General features: G+C 59.7%; 14 protein-coding genes. 12 read left to right on the forward strand and 2 right to left on the reverse strand.

Translation table 11 applies throughout. The features are described from left to right. Window positions 1-114: 114 nt before the first annotated feature. Window positions 115-2,124, reverse strand: coding sequence for a putative porin (locus tag IEW18_RS16350; RefSeq protein ID WP_188558949.1), 2,010 nt, complete (start codon window positions 2,122-2,124; stop codon window positions 115-117). Continuing rightward, a complete protein-coding gene (gene lpxK / locus IEW18_RS16355) occupies window positions 2,117-3,178 on the reverse strand; it encodes a tetraacyldisaccharide 4'-kinase (protein ID WP_188558950.1) in 1,062 nt (353 codons plus the stop codon). Before lpxK ends, IEW18_RS16350 begins: the two co-directional genes overlap by 8 nt. Before the next feature lie 673 nt (window positions 3,179-3,851). On the opposite strand from lpxK, the gene IEW18_RS16360 reads away from it, so the two are divergent. From IEW18_RS16360 to groL, 12 genes are all read left to right on the forward strand, one after another. Further along, entirely contained in the window at window positions 3,852-4,526 is a 675-nt protein-coding gene (locus IEW18_RS16360; RefSeq protein ID WP_188558951.1) for a uracil-DNA glycosylase family protein, read from the forward strand. A 65-nt stretch (window positions 4,527-4,591) separates the two neighbouring features. Next, window positions 4,592-5,692 (forward strand): Nif3-like dinuclear metal center hexameric protein, encoded by a 1,101-nt coding sequence (locus IEW18_RS16365; protein ID WP_188558952.1) that lies wholly within the window; start codon window positions 4,592-4,594, stop codon window positions 5,690-5,692. Continuing rightward, the gene (locus IEW18_RS16370) at window positions 5,682-6,431 is read left to right on the forward strand and encodes a zinc ribbon domain-containing protein (RefSeq protein WP_188558953.1); all 750 of its coding nucleotides are present in this window, start codon (window positions 5,682-5,684) and stop codon (window positions 6,429-6,431) included. Before IEW18_RS16365 ends, IEW18_RS16370 begins: the two co-directional genes overlap by 11 nt. Window positions 6,432-6,579: 148 nt before the next feature. Continuing rightward, window positions 6,580-8,013 (forward strand): tetratricopeptide repeat protein, encoded by a 1,434-nt coding sequence (locus tag IEW18_RS16375; protein WP_188558954.1) that lies wholly within the window; start codon window positions 6,580-6,582, stop codon window positions 8,011-8,013. Between the two features lie 57 nt (window positions 8,014-8,070). Further along, complete coding sequence (locus IEW18_RS16380; protein WP_188558955.1) at window positions 8,071-9,345, forward strand: anthranilate synthase component I family protein; 1,275 nt, start codon at window positions 8,071-8,073, stop codon at window positions 9,343-9,345. Between the two features lie 149 nt (window positions 9,346-9,494). Continuing rightward, window positions 9,495-10,955, forward strand: a complete 1,461-nt coding sequence (miaB, locus tag IEW18_RS16385) for a tRNA (N6-isopentenyl adenosine(37)-C2)-methylthiotransferase MiaB (protein ID WP_188558956.1) — start codon at window positions 9,495-9,497, stop codon at window positions 10,953-10,955. 174 nt (window positions 10,956-11,129) lie between these two features. Continuing rightward, window positions 11,130-12,461 carry a sigma-54 interaction domain-containing protein gene (locus tag IEW18_RS16390; RefSeq protein WP_188558957.1) on the forward strand — a complete coding sequence of 444 codons (1,332 nt, stop codon included), beginning with the start codon at window positions 11,130-11,132 and terminating at the stop codon, window positions 12,459-12,461. Further along, window positions 12,442-12,975, forward strand: a complete 534-nt coding sequence (locus IEW18_RS16395) for an LptE family protein (RefSeq protein ID WP_229728789.1) — start codon at window positions 12,442-12,444, stop codon at window positions 12,973-12,975. The genes IEW18_RS16390 and IEW18_RS16395 overlap by 20 nt, the downstream gene beginning before the upstream one ends. Window positions 12,976-13,155: 180 nt before the next feature. Then, complete coding sequence (locus IEW18_RS16400; protein WP_188558958.1) at window positions 13,156-14,595, forward strand: DUF8458 domain-containing protein; 1,440 nt, start codon at window positions 13,156-13,158, stop codon at window positions 14,593-14,595. Further along, window positions 14,596-15,006 (forward strand): preprotein translocase subunit SecG, encoded by a 411-nt coding sequence (secG, locus tag IEW18_RS16405; protein WP_188558959.1) that lies wholly within the window; start codon window positions 14,596-14,598, stop codon window positions 15,004-15,006. Between the two features lie 333 nt (window positions 15,007-15,339). Further along, the gene (groES, locus tag IEW18_RS16410; RefSeq protein WP_188558960.1) at window positions 15,340-15,630 is read left to right on the forward strand and encodes a co-chaperone GroES; all 291 of its coding nucleotides are present in this window, start codon (window positions 15,340-15,342) and stop codon (window positions 15,628-15,630) included. 40 nt (window positions 15,631-15,670) lie between these two features. Further along, window positions 15,671-17,308, forward strand: a complete 1,638-nt coding sequence (groL, locus tag IEW18_RS16415) for a chaperonin GroEL (RefSeq protein WP_188558961.1) — start codon at window positions 15,671-15,673, stop codon at window positions 17,306-17,308. The last annotated feature ends 81 nt before the right edge of the window (window positions 17,309-17,389 follow it).

Below are 17,389 nucleotides of genomic sequence, written 5' to 3' on the forward strand. Positions count from 1 at the left end.
CTGGGGGGCTTCGGATTGTAGGGCTTGGATGGTAGTACTTACCCTGGTAGCTCTTAACAAGTCGGCACAAGAGGGAAAGAGCATCATTCAAGATCCGAAAGGCCCACGACTTACTTAGTTAAAGAACTGCCAGCGAATACCGAACTCGAATCGGCGGGGCAAGCCGGCGTAGTATGGGGTAGTGTAGTAGCCCGACTGCGGCAGAAACTGATTGACGTAGGCCATCTTCAGAAACACGCCTACCGTTTTGATGTCCCCGCTCAGAAACACGTCGACTAGGGGCGTGTTCCGAATGGTGAAATGGTCCTGGAGATAGAACTGTTGGGTGCTGGGGCTGTAGTCGTAGGCCTTCCAGCGCGACTGGAAGTAGGCCTGAGCGCCAATCTGACCCAGCAGGGCTTTCTTAAACACGTAGCCTTGGTAGTACAGCCGGGAGGTACCCACCAGCTTCGGCACCCGAATGCCCTGCTTGTCGTCCTCGGCCCCGAGCGTGTAGGTGGCCTGGTTATCGAAGAAAACATGACCTACGTTCAGGCGGTAGCGGGCCATTAGGCTGGTGAGCTGCTGGGCCTGGCTGCGCTGGGTGGGCAGGGCCTGCTGGTTGTAGTACACCAAGTTGCTGATGTTGGCCAGCATACCGGCGGCCTCCAGGTAGTGGCGGCCCAGGGGTTGCGCTACCCGCACCTTCAGCTGCTGCACCTGGGTGTTGCTGAACTCATTGGTCCAGCGGTAGTGGTTGCCGTAAAACTGCTGCTCCGTGAGCGTGGGGGCATAACTGGTCAGGAGCAGCTCCCCGCTCAGGGGCCCGAGCCGGGCAATGCCGCGGGCCCAGTACTCACTGTCCTTGATGTTGGTGACGGGCCGCAGCTCCCCGGCGGTTTCAATGGCAAACTGCCGGTAGCGGAAAGCCGCCGTACCTCCCAGAAACACCTGGGTATCGTTGCGTTCGGCCAGGGCTTGCCTCACCACCGCCGGCTCGCCGAAAGCGGCGCGGGTTACCAGCGAATACGTGCGCTGCCGGCCGTAGAGCCGGTATTCCACGGTGTTGCTGTTGCCCATCACGCCCACCGTGTTTTCCAGCTGCCGGAACTCGGCCCGGTCATCGGTAGCAGCGGTGCTCAGCAGCAGGGCCGGGTAAAACTGCACGATTCCCGCCTGTTGCACCAGCCGGTCGTCGGTGTACTTATTCAGCTGGCGGTTCCAGTCGAAAATATGAAATACGGTCAGGCCCCGGCCCAGCAAGCGGTAGGTATGAGCCAGGCGCACCCGGTCGCGGGAGTCGCGGTTTACGGCGTTGGTTAGGCGCACCTGCTCCCGCTGGTAGTCAAACAGCCGCGACAAATCAATCTGCTGGCCGTTGGTATCGCGCAGCGTATCGGTGGGCAGGGGCTGGATGCCACCCTGCTCCACGGCCCGGTGCCGGGCCGTGCTGAAGTTAGCCAGCGCGTGGTAGCGGTTGTCGGGCGACTGGTAGCGCACGAAGAACAGAAAGTTGCTGTGCTCTGTCTGCCCGGTTTGGGTGTTGGTAACGGCCAGGTACTTGTTGGAGCCGAACCGCTCGTAGGCAAAGCCTACGTTGAAGGCTTTCTTGATGCTGCGCGCGTAGGACAGCTCAAACACCTGCTCGTAGGGGTTACCCTGGAAAAAACGGAAGAAGGTGTAGGGCGAGCGGGTATCGTAGTAGGGTACCGTGGCGGCGTCGCGCACGTACCGGTCGAACACGTTACGGCCGAGGCGGGCGCCCAGCTGCAGATTCGGCTCCCAGAGCAAGCGGCGCGAGGCCGTCCCGAAGTTACCTAGGTCCTGCTGGTAGGTGCTGTCGTGGGTCCAGTACCGATTTTGGGGCAGGCGCGTGAGGGTAGTATCCACCATGCGCCCCAGCGTGTCGCCCCGGAAAACATCCGCCTCGCGCAAAATGAACGTAGTGTGCGCCCCGTAGCGCACCTTGGTAGAATCGTCGATGACTTGGGCGTGAGCTGCAGTGGTCAGCAGGCCCGCGCCCAGGAGCAGCGCCGCCGCCCGGCCCGGCCGGAGTGGCCGGCGCACCCGGCAGCTAACCAAGGCGGAAACTGAAAGACGGGCGGCAGGTGCTTGTGACAACGAAAACAGCAGTGGGTCAGACAACAGCGTGGGGCTGAAAGTACGGGGTCAGCAGCTCGGCCAGCCGGGTTTCCCCGTCGGCCAGAAACCGCACCTCAATTGGAATGTAAAATACGGGCATAGCGGCCACAATTGCAGCTACGGCCGGTTCTAGCAACCGGGCCGCATCCTTCTGCGTGGTCAGAACGCTTTGGCCCGGCCGTAATTGCGCGGCCAGTTGCTGCAACTCCTTGGCCTGAAAGACGTGGTGGTCAGAAAAACTGGCGTGGTGCACTACCCGGTAGCCCGCCGCCCGCAAATGCTCCAGCAACGGCCCGGGCTGGGCAATGCCCGTGAGCAACACTACCTCAGCTCCGGGCAGCTGCAAGGGACCCGCCGTAACGGGTACGGGGGCGCCATACTCATAGCAGGAAAACAGCACGGGCACGCCGGGACGGGCGTAGCGGCGGATGCGCCGGGTTATTTCCTGCCGAATTGTGGCCGAAAGCCGGGGCGCGCACTTGGTCACTACCACCACATCGGCCCGCACGGCCCCGGCCCGGCTTTCGCGCAGCCGTCCGGCGGGTAGCACAAAGTCTTCGTAAAATGGTCGGGCCTGCTCCGTGAGCAGCATCGTAAAGGCCGGCTGCACGCGCCGGTGCTGGTAGGCATCGTCCAGCACAACGGCCGTAACAGTGGGTTGCTGCACCAGCAGTTGTCGGATACCGGCCACCCGGTCCTCGCTCACGGCTACCGGCACCTGCCCCCCGAAATGCCGGAACTGCTGCAGCGGCTCGTCGCCGATGGTAGCGGCCAAGTCGGTAGCGGTGGCCAGGCGGTACCCGCGGGTGGCGCGGCCGTACCCCCGACTCAGCAGCGCCGGCCGCTGCCCCTGGGTCTGCAGCCAAGCTACCAGCCAGGCTACGTGGGGTGTCTTGCCAGTGCCCCCTACCCGCAAATTGCCCACATTCAGCACGGGCACCTGGGCAAAACGGGTGCGAGGCTTCAGGCCGATGCGGTACAGCCAATTGCGCACGGCCATCACGCCGGCGTATAGCCAGCTGGCGGGAAGCAGCAACAGCGTGAGCAGAGAGGGCATGCGTGGAGAGTGGCGCGAATTGCAAAAGTAGCGGGTTCGGCGGGGTGTTGCCCCAGCACATCCGTTTTTTCGCGTGGCAGTGGTGGGAACCTCTATACTCCTTAGTTTTGACAAGCTAGCTCGCGGTCAGCTTATGAAATCCGCCCACTGTTTTTTCGCCTCTTGTTTTGGTGGACCGCTAAGCAGAATAGCAGGCATGTCATTTTCAGTTTGACACGATTTTCTGCGTCATTTGTTAAAGCAATGAGCGGCTGTATATTTATTTACTCAACAAATACACTACCATGTGGAATGCAGGTTTCATCTATATTCCTATTATTTTAGGTCTACTTATTTCCTTCACTGTTGGAATTTATAAAAAGGTATCGGGGCTCTCGATTTTCAGGGACAGGCACGAGAAGTTTTGCCTGAAAGTCTTTTTCGCCACGTTCTGGCTACTGTTTTTCGGCTTAACAATATTTTCGGAGGAAATCCTCGGAGGATATTTATACGACTGGAGCAGCATTATAGAATTAGCTATATTTACATTGATTACAGCTATTTCACTTAGCTTATTTGTTTGTGCAATAAGTATCATACATAAAAAATAATTTTCTGTATTCCCTGTATGAGCACCTAAGGCCACTAGTAATACGCAGAGAGTATTTTTTATGTATCACGACTTCCTCGCCTTATGTCCTTTTCTGACCGCCTGCTGCATTTCTTAACGGAATTTCCTTTACCGGCTACCCTCCCTGAGAATGTGGAGGCGTTTAGCCCCTACCAGGAGTCGACGCCGCGGGCTTTGTTTACGCAGTTTGCCCGGCAGTACTATGCCGGCAACCAGCGCCGGGTAGCGCTGCTGGGCATCAACCCGGGCCGCCTGGGCAACGGCCGCACCGGCGTGGCCTTCACCGATCCGGTGGCGCTGGCCGCCTGGGGCATTGCCAATGAACTGCCCCGCCGCCGGGAGCCCTCCAGCGAGTTTATTCAGGCGGTAGTGGAAGCCATGGGCGGGCCAACGGCCTTCTACCAGCGTTTCTTCCTGGGCTCCCTTTACCCGCTGGTGCTCCTGCGCAATGGCCTGAATTACAACTTCTATGACTCGCCGGCCGTCACGGCGGCGCTGTGGCCTACCATCCAGCAAGGCATGAAACGCCAGGTGGAGAAAGTGGGCTTGGCGCGGCACGCCGCCATCTGCCTGGGCCGGCGCAACGCACTGTATTTCAACCGCCTGAATGAGGAGCTGCAGCTCTTCGACCAGATTCACGTGCTGGATCATCCGCGCTACCTCATGCAATACAAGCGGAGGCACCTAACGGAGAATGTGGCCCGCTACGTGGAAGTGCTTTCCGCCGCTATTCTGTAGCGTAAAACTGGAAAGCTTGCCGTTCTTTGCCCGCTGTTGCGCCCTTTTGTTTCTACTCTCTGCCCATGCCTACCGTTCAAGATCTTGCCCGCGTGCTGGAGCGGGCCGCGCCCCTCGCCTACCAGGAATCTTACGACAACGCCGGCCTGCAGTGCGGCAACCCGCAGATGGAAGTGCGAGGCGTCCTGATTGCCCTGGACTGCACCCCGGCGGTAGTCGACGAGGCCCTAAGCCGGGGCTGCAACGTGGTAGTGGCCCACCATCCCCTCATTTTCAAGCCCCTTAAGCGCCTGACCGGAGCCAACGAAGTAGAGCAAACCCTGCTGAAGGCCATCCGGCACGACGTGGCCTTGTACGCGGCCCACACCAACCTCGACAACGTGCGCCAGGGCGTCAACCGCAAGCTGGCCGAAAAGCTGGGACTGCAGAATCTGCGCATTCTCGACCCCAAGCCGGGGCTGCTGGCCAAGCTCATTACCTACGTGCCGCCTACCCACACCCAGGCTGTGCTAGATGCCCTGTATGAGGCCGGGGCCGGGCAGGTAGGCGACTACGCTGGGTGCAGCTTCCACACCGAGGGCATCGGCACCTTTACGCCCGGGGCCGGCACGAACCCTTTTATTGGGCAGCCGCACGAGCCCGAAACGGTACGCGAAAACCGGGTGGAAGTGCTGCTGCCCCTGCATCTGCAGGGCCCCGCGCTGCGGGCCTTGCGGCAGGCTCACCCCTACGAGGAAGTAGCCTACGAAATCATCCGGCTCGAAAACGTAAACCAGGAAGTCGGCTCCGGCATGATTGGGGAACTGCCCGCGCCGCTGAGTCCGGGACAGTTCCGGCAGCTGCTGAAAACGGCCCTGGGCATACCCGTGGTCAAGCACACGGAGTTCGAGCAGCCCATTACCCGCGTGGCTTTGTGCGGCGGGGCGGGCAGCTTCCTTATTGGCAAAGCCCGCGCCGCCGGGGCTGATGCCTACGTCACCGGCGACTTGAAATACCACGAATATTTTGGGGCGGAAGGCCGGTTGCTGCTCTGCGACGTAGGCCATTTTGAGAGCGAGCAGTTTACCGGCGAAATTTTCCGGGATTTGCTTCTGGGCAACTTTGGAAGTACTTTTGCGCTCTTCATTGCTGAGACCATCACCAACCCCGTCCGTTATGATTTCTAATTCCTCCGCGGAAACCCCCGTTGCCAGTAAGCTGGAAGCCCTTCTGAACCTGCAGCGCATTGACTCGCAACTGGACGAAATCCGGCGCGTACGCGGCGACCTGCCCGAAGAGGTTCGTGACCTGGAGGATGAAATTGCGGGTTACGAGGTACGCGTAGGCAAATTCGACGAGGAAATTGCCGCCCTCAACGACCAGATCAAGCAGCGCAAGCAAAATGCTAAGGATGCTGATGGCCTGATCAAGCGCTACGAAGACCAGCAAACCAACGTGCGCAACAACCGCGAGTACGAGGCCATTGCCAAGGAAATCGAGCTGCAGAAACTGGAAATCCAGATTTCGGAAAAGAAAATCAAAGAAGCGCAGTACCAGATTGAGCTGAAGAACACCGAAATCAGCGGAACCAAGCAGCGCCTGGAAGAGCGTAAGAAAGACCTGGACAACAAGAAAGCTGAGCTGGAAACCATTGTGGGTGAAAGCGAAGCCGACGAGAAAAAGCTCATGGACGAGCGCGGCACCGCCGTGCAGCCCGTGGAAGACCGCCTGCTGATGGCCTACACCCGTATCCGCGGCAACGTGCGCAACGGTCTGGCCGTGGTAACGGTAAAGCGCGACGCCTGCGGCGGCTGCTTTAACACCGTGCCGCCCCAGCGCCAGGCCGATATCATTGCCCACAAGAAAATCATCGTGTGCGAGCACTGCGGCCGCGTACTGGCCGACGTGGAAGCTCGTACGGCGTAAGGATTTTCGTGTTGGTTCACTTAAGAAGAACGGCCTCTGTGCCGTTCTTTTTTTGCTTATGAAGTTTCTCGTTGAGGTTTGCAGAGGTTTACGCAGAGGTACGCTGAGGCTGTTGTTTTTGCTGACGCTTACCGCTGTAAATCCCCGTGTGGCCCGCAGCGAACCTCCGCCAGAAACCTTCCCCGCGCCGGTTCTCTCGGCGCCCCAGGCCCGCGCTTACGCCGAAGTACTAAAAATGCGGCCCGACGCGGCCCGCGCCCAGCTCCGGGCCGCGCCCCCGACTGCCCCGGGCACCCTACTGGTACAGGACTGCCTGAGTATTACCGAGTTGCTCGTTAGCCAGGATGCCAGCCGGTACCAAGCCACCGTGGAGGCCCAGGATCAGCGGCTGAAGGCCCTGGAGAAGGCGGCCGCGCCCGGCGCGCTGCCGGCGTACGCCCGCGCCGAAATCCGTTTGCACCAGGCGGCGGCGCAGGTGGTGTTTGGCCACGAGGTGCAGGGCGCCTGGAATTTGCGCCAGAGTTACCAGCAGATGCAGCAGGTAGTGCGCCAGTATCCGCAGTATTTGCCGGCGCGCAAAACCCTGGGCATGATGCAGTTCTTTATTGGCTCCCTGCCGGAATCCTACCGGTGGTTTCTGAAGCTGCTGGGGCTGCCGGGCAGCGTGGAGGCGGGGCTGCACAACCTGCGCCTGGCCGCCACCCAAGCCAACGATTTTCAACTGGAGGCGCGCCTGATTCTGGCCCTGCTGGAGGAAACGTACTACAAGAAGCCGGACGCGGCGTTGGGGCTGGTAGAAACCCTGTACCGCCAGCAGCCCGACAACCTGCTCATCAGCTACCTGCTCATCAGCCAGCACAAAAAGCAGCACCACACCGACGCGGCCCTGACCGCCTACCGGACCCGCCCTACCGGACCCGACTACCTATCGTTGCCCTACCTGCACCACATGGCCGCCGACTTGCTGCTTTATCAGGGCCAGTACGCTGCTTCGCTGCGGGCCAACCAGCAGTTTTTGCAGCAGTACCGGGGGCAGCACTACCGCAAGGATGCCGCCTTCAAGCTGTACCTGGCGGCGTGGCTGGGTGGTGATGCGGGCGCCGCCGAGCAGTACCGCCGGCAGATTGGCAGCGGGGGGCGCACGGTGCTGGAAGAAGACAACTACGCCCAACGCTTTTTCGAGGACAAGCTGCCCCTCAGCAAGCTCCTCACCCGCGCCCGCCTCCAGATTGACGGGGGCTACTACCGCCCCGCCCTGCTCACGCTCAACAGCTTCCGGCCCAGCGCCGCTACCCCCCTGCGCGACCGGCTGGAGGAGCCCTACCGCCGGGCCCGGGCCTGGCACCTGCTCGGCCGCCCCGACTCGGCCCGGCTCTTTTACGCCCAGACCATTGCCCGGGCCGGGAGTGCGCCCTACTATTTCGCCCCTCAATCGGCCCTGCAACTGGGGTATTTGTACCAAGCGGAAGGGCAGCGCAACACGGCCAAGGTGTACTTTCAAAAGGCCCTGGCCTACCCCCGGCACGAGTACAAGAATAGCACCGATACCAAAGCCAAGCTGGCGCTGAAGGAGCTGGAGTAGCGCCGCCCAGGTGTTCTTTGTTTGCCTACCCCCGCTGGCATCCCCTACCTTTGCCCCGTGCTTTCCGTTCCGCTTTCTGAACTTCCGGCTGACTTCCGGACCCGGGCCCTGCGCTGGGCCGCTGGGTTTGCGCACTGTGCCTACTTCGAACCGAATGCCCTGCCTTACCCCGGCGGCGGCTTCCAGCGGCTGCTGGCCGTAACTCACCACGCGCCGGCTGCCCCGGCTACCCTGCCGGAGCTGGACGAGTGGCTGGCCGGCCCCGCTACTGAGGCGCCCCGTTGCGGCTTTATTACCTACGACGTCAAAAACGAAATAGAAGCCCTACGCAGCCGCAACGCGGCCGGGCTGGCCTGGCCGCACCTGCACTTCTTCCGGCCCGACGCCTGGCTGACCTGGCAGGAAGACGCCGTAAAGATTCACGCCCCGCAGCCGGCCGCCCTCTACCAACAGATTCTCGCTACCCCGCTGCCCGCCACCGCCGCCCCGCAGGTACCCACGCTCCGCCCCCGCATGCCCCGACCCGCGTATCTGGCGGCGGTGGAGGCCATTCGGGAGGATATTCTCAGTGGGGAAGTGTACGAACTGAACCTGTGCCAGGAGTTTTATGCTGAAGACGTGCAACTGGACCCGGTGGACGTTTTTTGGCGCCTTACTGCTGCCTCGCCTACCCCTTTTGCCGGATTTTATCGTCACCACGACCATTTTCTGCTGTGCGCCTCGCCCGAGCGCTTTCTGCGGCGACAGGGCCGTACGCTACTTTCCCAGCCCATCAAAGGCACCATCCGGCGGGGCCTGACTGCGGCCCAGGACGAGCAGCAGCGCCAAACCTTGCTTCACGACGAGAAGGAACGGGCTGAAAACCTGATGATTGTGGACCTGGTCCGCAACGACCTGGCCCGGGTCGCCCAGCCCGGCACCGTGCAGGTACCCGAATTGTTCGGCCTCTACCCCTTCCGCCACGTCTGGCAGATGATTTCCACGGTGCAGGCCCAGGTCCGCGCAGGTGTGGGGCTAGCGGAAACCCTGCGCGCTACCTTCCCCATGGGCTCCATGACCGGCGCGCCCAAAGTCCGGGCCATGCAGCTTATTGAGGAGTACGAATGCAGCCGCCGGGGCCTCTACAGCGGTAGCATCGGCTACGTGCTACCCACCGGCGACTTCGACCTGAACGTGGTCATCCGCAGCCTGCAGTACCGCGCCGATACCGGCTACCTGAGCTTCCAGGTCGGCTCCGCCATTACCTACGACTCCGTACCCGAGCGCGAATATGAGGAGTGCCTGCTCAAAGCCCAAGCCCTGCTGGAAGTGCTAGGAGCAGTAGTGAAGTGATGCGGTAATTGGCGAAAGGGGTGAGTGAAAACTGTACGTCACGATTTCGCCACCTCACTACCCCTGCCATTCTGTCATTTTAGGGGTAAATCTGCTACCTTTGCCTTTCGTCTCTGAACTGTGAAGCTGACGCCCGCCAGGCCTTTCTCATGTCCCAACCGCTGATTACCCTCGATTTTCTCGATACGCCCGCCCTGCCCACGCCCGCCGTGGATGCGGCTACCCATGAGCACGAGCCCTCGGGCGAAGTGCGCGTGAATCCGGCTACCCGCACGGGTCGCACCCGCAAGCTCTACATCGAAAGCTACGGCTGCCAGATGAACTTCTCCGACTCGGAAATCGTGTCCAGCATCCTGTTTGAGCAGGGTTTTGACACCACGGAGGAGCTGGAGGGCGCCGACCTGGTACTGCTGAACACCTGCTCTATCCGGGAAAAGGCCGAGCAAACGGTGCGCATGCGCCTGTCGCAGATTAACGGCCACAAAAAGCGTAACCCCGGCCTGCTGGTGGGCGTGCTGGGCTGCATGGCGGAACGGCTGAAAAGCAAGTTTCTGGAGGAAGAAAAGCTGGTAGACCTAGTAGTGGGCCCCGATGCCTACCGCGACCTGCCCCAGCTGATTCAGCAGGTAGATGGCGGCCAGAAAGCGGTGAACGTGCTCTTGAGCCGGGAGGAAACCTACGCCGACATTACCCCGGTGCGCCTGAACAGCAACGGCATTACGGCCTTTATCAGCATCATGCGCGGCTGCGACAATATGTGCTCGTTCTGCGTGGTACCCTTCACCCGGGGCCGGGAGCGGAGCCGCGACGCCCACAGCATTGTGCAGGAAGCCCGCGACCTGGTGGCCCAGGGCTACAAGGAAGTTACCCTGCTGGGCCAGAACGTCGACTCCTACAAGTGGGCCTCCGAGGATGGCCTCGAGCACGTCAACTTTGCCCAACTGCTGGAGCGCGTGGCCCTGGTAAGCCCTGAGCTGCGGGTGCGCTTCTCTACCTCCCACCCCAAGGATATTACCGACGAGGTGCTGTACACCATGGCCCGGTACGACAATATCTGCAAGTATATCCACCTGCCGGCCCAGAGCGGTAACTCGCGCGTGCTCAAGCTGATGAACCGCACTTACGACCGACCCTGGTACGAGGAGCGCGTGCAGGCCATCCGCCGGATTCTGGGCGAGGACTGCGCCATCAGCACCGACATGATTTCGGGCTTCTGCTCCGAAACCGAGCAGGAACACCAGGACACGCTGAGCCTGATGGAGTATGTCAAGTACGATATGTCCTATATGTTCTTCTACTCCGAGCGTCCTGGTACCCTGGCCGCCCGCAAGCTGGAAGATGACGTGCCGTTGGAAGTGAAAAAGCGCCGCCTGGCCGAAGTAATTGCCCTGCAGCAGCAGCACAGCCGCCAGCGCAACCTGCGCGGGGTAGGCAAGGTGCACCAAGTGCTCGTCGAGAACTTCTCCAAACGCAGCCAGGAGCACCTGAGCGGCCGCAACAGCCAGAACCAGGTGGTCATTTTCCCCAAGAAACACTACCAGAAAGGCGACTACGTGAACGTGCTCGTGCACGAATCCACTACCAACACGCTGCTGGGCGAGGCGGTATAACTTTCTGTCATCCTGAGTTTAGCATCGGGCCTTCTCATGCTGCCAGCAGTTACTAGTTAACTGCTAGGCTGGCGGCGAAACCGCTCCTTGCTATGCTCAGGATGAGGTTTGTTCTGCTCTTTCAAAATAAACTGCGCCGCTTTTCGTCTACCCTACGAACACCCCTCCCCGACCTTGACTCCTTCCGAAATACAATCCATTAAGCAGCGCTTCGGCATTATCGGCAATGCCCCTTCGCTGAATTACGCTATCCAGGTAGCCGCCCAGGTCGCTCCCACGGATATGACAGTGCTTATTACCGGCGAAAGCGGCTCAGGCAAGGAGTCCTTTTCGAAGATCATTCACGCCCTTTCCCCGCGCAAGCATGGGCAGTTCATTGCCATTAACTGCGGGGCCATTCCCGAAGGCACGATTGACTCCGAGCTGTTTGGCCACGAGAAAGGCTCGTTTACGGGCGCCCAGGAGGCGCGCAAAGGCTACTTCGAGGTAACCAACGGGGGCACCATTTTCCTGGATGAAATCGGGGAAATGCCGCTGGGTACCCAGGCCCGCCTGCTGCGGGTACTGGAAAACGGCGAGTTTATCCGGGTCGGCTCCTCGAAAGTTCAGAAGACGGACGTACGGGTAGTGGCCGCCACCAACGTAAATCTGCTGGACGCCGTGCGCGAAGGTCGCTTCCGCGAGGACCTCTACTACCGCCTCAATACGGTACCCATTACGGTTCCACCACTGCGTGAACGAGGCGACGACATCTACCTATTATTCAGAAAGTTTGCCACCGATTTTTCCGACCGGTATCGGGTAAAGCCCATCAACCTTACCCCGGATGCCGTGCAGGAATTGCAGCGCTTCCGCTTTCCCGGCAATATCCGCCAGCTCAAGAACGTTGCTGAGCAGATGTCGGTGCTGGAGACGGACCGGGAGGTGGATGCGCGCCGCCTGCGCAACTACCTGCCCGCCGACCAAAGCAGCCGCCTGCCCATGCTGGTGCACGCGGCCGGTGCCGCCACTGACGGGGCCGGCAACGCCTACTCGGAGCGGGACCTGCTCTACAAGGTGCTCTTCGACATGCGCCGCGACATGACTGACTTGAAAAAGCTGGTTCTAGACCTGGCCGGGGGCGGCCGGCCCCACGAGGCCCAGGAGCTGCTGCGCCAGAACAGCCACCTTTTCTCCAGCGTGAACGTGGCGCCCTACGAAGGAGGCGCCGCGGCCCGCCCGTTGCGCCAGCCCTCCCCCGAGAACGGCAGCAACGAATACATCCTCCACTCGCGGGACCTGACCGTGGACGATTCCGCTGAGTATGAGGAAGAAGCGCAGCGGGTAGAGGATATTCCGCACGAAACGGAGGAAGAGACGCTGAGCCTGGAGGCCAAGGAAAAGGAAATGATTATCAAGGCCCTGAAAAAGCACAACAACAAGCGTAAGTACGCCGCCCACGACCTGGGAATTTCTGAACGTACCCTCTACCGCAAACTCAAACAGTATGATCTGGAACAAGCGTAATTGGGTGGTGGGAATGGTGGTGCTGCTCCTGCAGCTACTGCTAAGTGGCTGCGGGGTGTACTCGTTTAACGGCACCACCATCGACCCGAACGTCAAGACGATTTCCATTGCGACGTTCGCCAACAACTCGAACAACGGCCCGTCCTTCCTCCCCCAGCGGTTTACGGAGGATTTCAAGGACTACTTTCAGCGAAACACCACGCTTAAACTAGTACCCCGGGACGGCGACTTGCAGTTTGAGGGTCAGATTATTGCCTACGACTTTGCCCCCGCCGCCATTCAGCAGCAAAATGGTCAGGACCTAGCCGGCGCCAACCAGCTCACGATTCAGGTGCGGGTTAAGTTCACCAATACCAAGGACCCCAAGCAGGACTTCGAGGAAACCCTGCAAACCACCAACCCCTTCCCCGCTACCCGCGACATTACCAGCATCAACAACGATCCGGCGGCACTGCGGCTCCTGTTCCGCAACATTATTACCGATGCCTTCAACAAATCGGTAGCCAACTGGTAGGCCCGCACCCGCAGGGCGCCTTGCCTGACCTGTACCCGAAGTAGGAAGTAGGTTTCTGTTGAAATTGGCGCACCTTTGCAGCCCAGTTTACGGGCTCTCAGGCCCCTGGCTGCCCATTAGCTGAGGCCCAGAGAACTTTGACTCTTCCGCCTGGCTTCACTCTTCAGTATTCTTCCCACTATGACCCGCGCGTCGCTACTGCACATTCTGGACCATGTTAACGGGATTTCGGATACCGAAGTCCGGGAGCTGGAGCAGTTGGCGGCCACGTTTCCCTACTGCCAGACGGCGCACGTGCTGCTGGCCAAGGCGGCCCACGACCGGGGCAGTATGCTGGCCAACCAGCGCCTGCGCCGGGCAGCTACCTACGCCGCCGACCGAGAACTTCTGCGGCAGCTGCTGGAGCAGCCCGCCGCCGCAACTTCGGTGCCAGTGGCATACCCTGTAGCGTCCAGTGCTAGTACAACGGCCATACCCTCCGTAACGGCGGATATTCCTGTTGAGGTGCCGCCGGAAGCCTTATCAGCCATTCCTCCGGTTACTCCTGCCGAGCAAAGCACGCGAGACGCTTTAACGCAAGACGCTTCCGTCACCGTCAGCAAGGATATTCTGCCAGGTTCCGATGTTCAGCGGGAAGACGAAGCAGTACTTATCCAGCCGGAAAAACAGAGCGTACTGGAGCAAGTTTTTGAGTCAGCCGGGGAGGTGGATCTGCAAAACACCCCAACCGAAGTAGTTGACGAAGAAGAGCTTACAAAAGAACCTAGTTCACTTGTATCTGAGGCTGCTTCCCTACCTACCTCAGACATTCCGGCAGTAGAGGCTGTAGCACCTGCGGCGGATCCCCTGACGACAGGCTCCGTGGAACCTGTTTCGGCAGATCAGTCCGCAGAGTCTTCTGCCGAGCCCGATAGTATCGGTTCAGAGGAAAAACTCGATCAACAAGCTAAAACGGAGAACGACTCACCCTCCTCCGACGGCTTGCTGCCGGCCGTTGCGCCCCCGATTCGACCGCCGGTGGAGGCCGGCATTTCCCGCTTCGAGTTTGGCCTTATCGAACCTGAGTTGCCTACTCCATCCGGATACCGCTTGCCAGAACTGGACGATGAAGCAGACGAAGAGCCAGAACTACCAACTCTAACGGCTTTTGCTGCGGCACCCGTCGTTACGGCCCCCTTCCGCTCCGACGAGGACCTGGGGTACGCTCTCGGCGCGGGGAGCCGCCTAGGCTACGACCTGCAGGCTCATGATGGCTACACGCTTGACTTGCCGCTGGATGCGTTTTTTGAGCCCGATGCCTTGTTGCTGGCTCATCTGAAACAGCACCAGCCCAAACCATCGGCTTCGTCCCTGGACCTCATCAACCGGTTCCTGAAAACGCAGCCTCGCATAAAAACCCCGGCGGGCGTGCCCCTACCGGCCGAGGAACAGATGGACTTATCCGTCCGCAGCACGAGTCCGGCCCCGGCACTGGCTTCCGAAAGCCTGGCCAAAATCATGATTCGGCAGGGCAAGAAGGATAAGGCCATTGAAATATATGAACGGCTGATGGAACGGCAGCCGGAAAAAAAGGCGTACTTTGCCGAGCAAATTCAACAACTGCAACAACCTTCGGAGTAGATGTACTACGCTCTTATTGCCCTGATTCTTCTTATTTGCCTGCTGCTAGCCCTCGTGGTGCTGGCTCAAAACCCCAAAGGGGGCGGAATTTCCAGCCAGTTTGGAGCTGGCGGTGCCGCCCAGCTCATGGGCGTAAAACGTACCGGTGACCTGCTGGAAAAGCTGACCTGGGGTTTCGCCATTGGACTGATGATCTTGAGCCTGGGCACCCACGTGATTGGCGGTGCTTCTGAGGCCGGTCCGGCTCGGAGCGTAAACCAGCAAAAAGCCCTCGAAACTCGTATTCCGGCTACTACTGCACCGGTAGGCCCGGGGGCTGGCACTCCTGGTGCTACGGCCCCCGCAGGTGCTCCGGCAGCTGCCCCGACTACGGCTCCGACAACGCAGCCTACCCCGGCTCCGGCCCAGTAATCTTAGTAGAGATGCAAACAAAAAGCCGGCGGCTCCCGAAGGAGCCGCCGGCTTTTTGTTTGTTGGCGCAGGCCGAAAGGAGGCGCGCCAGCCCCCATAGCCCCGAATTTTCTACCCACCAGTTTCCAACCCTGGGCCAAGCGTAGCGTACAGCGGCGCGGGAGTTGGCAAACGGGGAACTTTTTTGTCAGCCCTGACACCCTGTGCGTGCAAACCTGACTGAAACAAGGCCTGAACCGTTCATTCTGTCAGGTTGCGGCAGGCTGGCACAAGAAGTGCAGCACCGGGCTCACCGTCTTACTTCAAGTAAACCTTTCAACCAAAACGTACAATATGTCGCTTAGCATCAAACCGCTGGCTGACCGCGTTATCATCGCGCCGGCCGCTGCCGAGGAAAAAACCAAATCGGGCATCATCATTCCCGACACGGCCAAGGAGAAACCCCAGCGTGGCGAAGTAGTTGCCGTAGGCGAAGGCAAGGTGGCCGACAACGGCACCACCATTAAGCCCCAGGTACAAGCTGGTGACCAAGTGCTGTACGGCAAATACGCCGGCACCGAAATCACCGTGGATGGTCAGGACTACCTCATCATGAAGGAGTCGGACATCTTCGCCGTACTGTAAGCTTTTCCTTCCTCTCTGATTCCAAACATCCGAAACCAAGATGGCTAAGAACATCCAATTCGATACCGAAGGTCGCGACAAGCTGAAGCGCGGCGTTGACAAACTAGCAAACGCAGTAAAGGTAACCTTGGGGCCCAAAGGCCGCAACGTGGTTATCGACAAGAAATTTGGCGCCCCGAGCATCACCAAAGATGGTGTGACGGTAGCCAAAGAAATCGAGCTGTCGGACCCCGTTGAGAACATGGGCGCCCAGCTGGTAAAGGAAGTAGCTTCCAAAACCGCCGATCAGGCCGGTGACGGCACGACTACCGCTACGGTTCTGGCCCAGGCTATCTACGCCGCTGGCTCGAAGAACGTGGCCGCTGGTGCCAACCCCATGGACCTGAAGCGTGGTATCGACAAGGCTGTGCTGGCTGTAGTTGCCAACCTGAAAGCTCAGTCCAAGAAGATTGAAAACTCGTCAGAAATTGCTCAGGTAGGCGCTATTTCAGCCAACAACGACATGGAAATCGGCAAAATGATTGCCGACGCTATGGATAAAGTAGGCAAAGAAGGCGTTATTACCGTGGAAGAAGCGCGTGGCACGGAAACCGAAGTAAAAACGGTGGAAGGCATGCAGTTCGACCGGGGCTACCTCTCCCCTTACTTCGTGACCAACCCGGAGAAAATGGAGGCGGAGTTCGACAACCCCTACATCCTCATCTACGACAAGAAGGTGAGCACCATGAAGGAGTTGCTGCCCGTACTAGAGCAGGTTGTTCAGACGGGTAAACCCCTGGTTATCATCTCGGAAGATGTAGACGGCGAGGCGCTGGCTACGCTGGTAGTAAACAAGCTGCGTGGGTCGCTGAAGATTGCCGCCGTGAAAGCCCCTGGCTTCGGCGACCGTCGTAAGGCGATGCTGGAAGACATTGCTGTCCTGACGGGCGGAACGGTTATTTCGGAAGAGCGTGGCTACAAGCTGGACAGCGCCACCCTGGAGTACCTGGGTCAGGCGGAGAAAGTTATCATCGACAAAGACAACACGACCATTGTAAATGGCCGGGGCGAGAAAGACGGTATCACCAGCCGCGTAAACGAAATCAAAGCCCAAATCGGCACCACAACTTCTGACTACGACAAGGAAAAGCTGCAGGAGCGTTTGGCTAAGCTGTCGGGCGGTGTGGCTATCCTCTACATCGGTGCTAGCACTGAGGTAGAAATGAAGGAGAAGAAGGACCGCGTGGACGATGCCCTGCACGCTACCCGCGCCGCCGTTGAGGAAGGCGTGGTGCCTGGTGGCGGTGTTGCCCTGGTGCGCGCCCTGGATGCTCTGGAAGGCGTTGACACCCTGAACGGTGACGAGCGCACTGGTGTAAACATCATCCGTACGGCTATTGAAGCTCCCTTGCGTACTATCGTAGCTAACGCCGGTGGTGAGGGTTCGGTAGTAGTGCAGAAAGTGCGTGAAGGTTCCGGCGACTACGGCTACAACGCCCGCGAGGACCGCTACGAAAACCTGATGGCCGCTGGTATCCTTGACCCAACCAAGGTAACCCGCTTGGCCCTGGAGAATGCTGCTTCCATTGCTGGCCTGCTCCTGACCACCGAGTGCGTAATTTCCGACGAACCGGAAGACGACAAAGGTGGCGCTGGTGCTCCTGGCAACGCCATGGGTGGCATGGGCGGCATGATGTAATCACGGATTGAGACGGATTTTTCGGATTACACGGATTCCGCTCTCTTTAACAAAACGCCCCGCTGGACTTTGGTCCGGTGG

Source organism: Hymenobacter glacieicola (assembly GCF_014640315.1).
Classification (GTDB): domain Bacteria; phylum Bacteroidota; class Bacteroidia; order Cytophagales; family Hymenobacteraceae; genus Hymenobacter; species Hymenobacter glacieicola.

Excerpts from the sequence above, each read along its gene's own strand:
- lpxK (WP_188558950.1), bottom strand. The coding sequence starts at position 3,178 with ATGCCCTCTCTGCTCACGCTGTTGCTGCTTCCCGCCAGCTGGCTATAC.
- IEW18_RS16360 (WP_188558951.1), top strand. The coding sequence starts at position 3,852 with ATGTCCTTTTCTGACCGCCTGCTGCATTTCTTAACGGAATTTCCTTTA.
- IEW18_RS16365 (WP_188558952.1), top strand. The coding sequence starts at position 4,592 with ATGCCTACCGTTCAAGATCTTGCCCGCGTGCTGGAGCGGGCCGCGCCC.
- IEW18_RS16370 (WP_188558953.1), top strand. The coding sequence starts at position 5,682 with ATGATTTCTAATTCCTCCGCGGAAACCCCCGTTGCCAGTAAGCTGGAA.
- miaB (WP_188558956.1), top strand. The coding sequence starts at position 9,495 with ATGTCCCAACCGCTGATTACCCTCGATTTTCTCGATACGCCCGCCCTG.
- IEW18_RS16395 (WP_229728789.1), top strand. The coding sequence starts at position 12,442 with ATGATCTGGAACAAGCGTAATTGGGTGGTGGGAATGGTGGTGCTGCTC.
- IEW18_RS16400 (WP_188558958.1), top strand. The coding sequence starts at position 13,156 with ATGACCCGCGCGTCGCTACTGCACATTCTGGACCATGTTAACGGGATT.
- secG (WP_188558959.1), top strand. The coding sequence starts at position 14,596 with ATGTACTACGCTCTTATTGCCCTGATTCTTCTTATTTGCCTGCTGCTA.
- groES (WP_188558960.1), top strand. The coding sequence starts at position 15,340 with ATGTCGCTTAGCATCAAACCGCTGGCTGACCGCGTTATCATCGCGCCG.
- groL (WP_188558961.1), top strand. The coding sequence starts at position 15,671 with ATGGCTAAGAACATCCAATTCGATACCGAAGGTCGCGACAAGCTGAAG.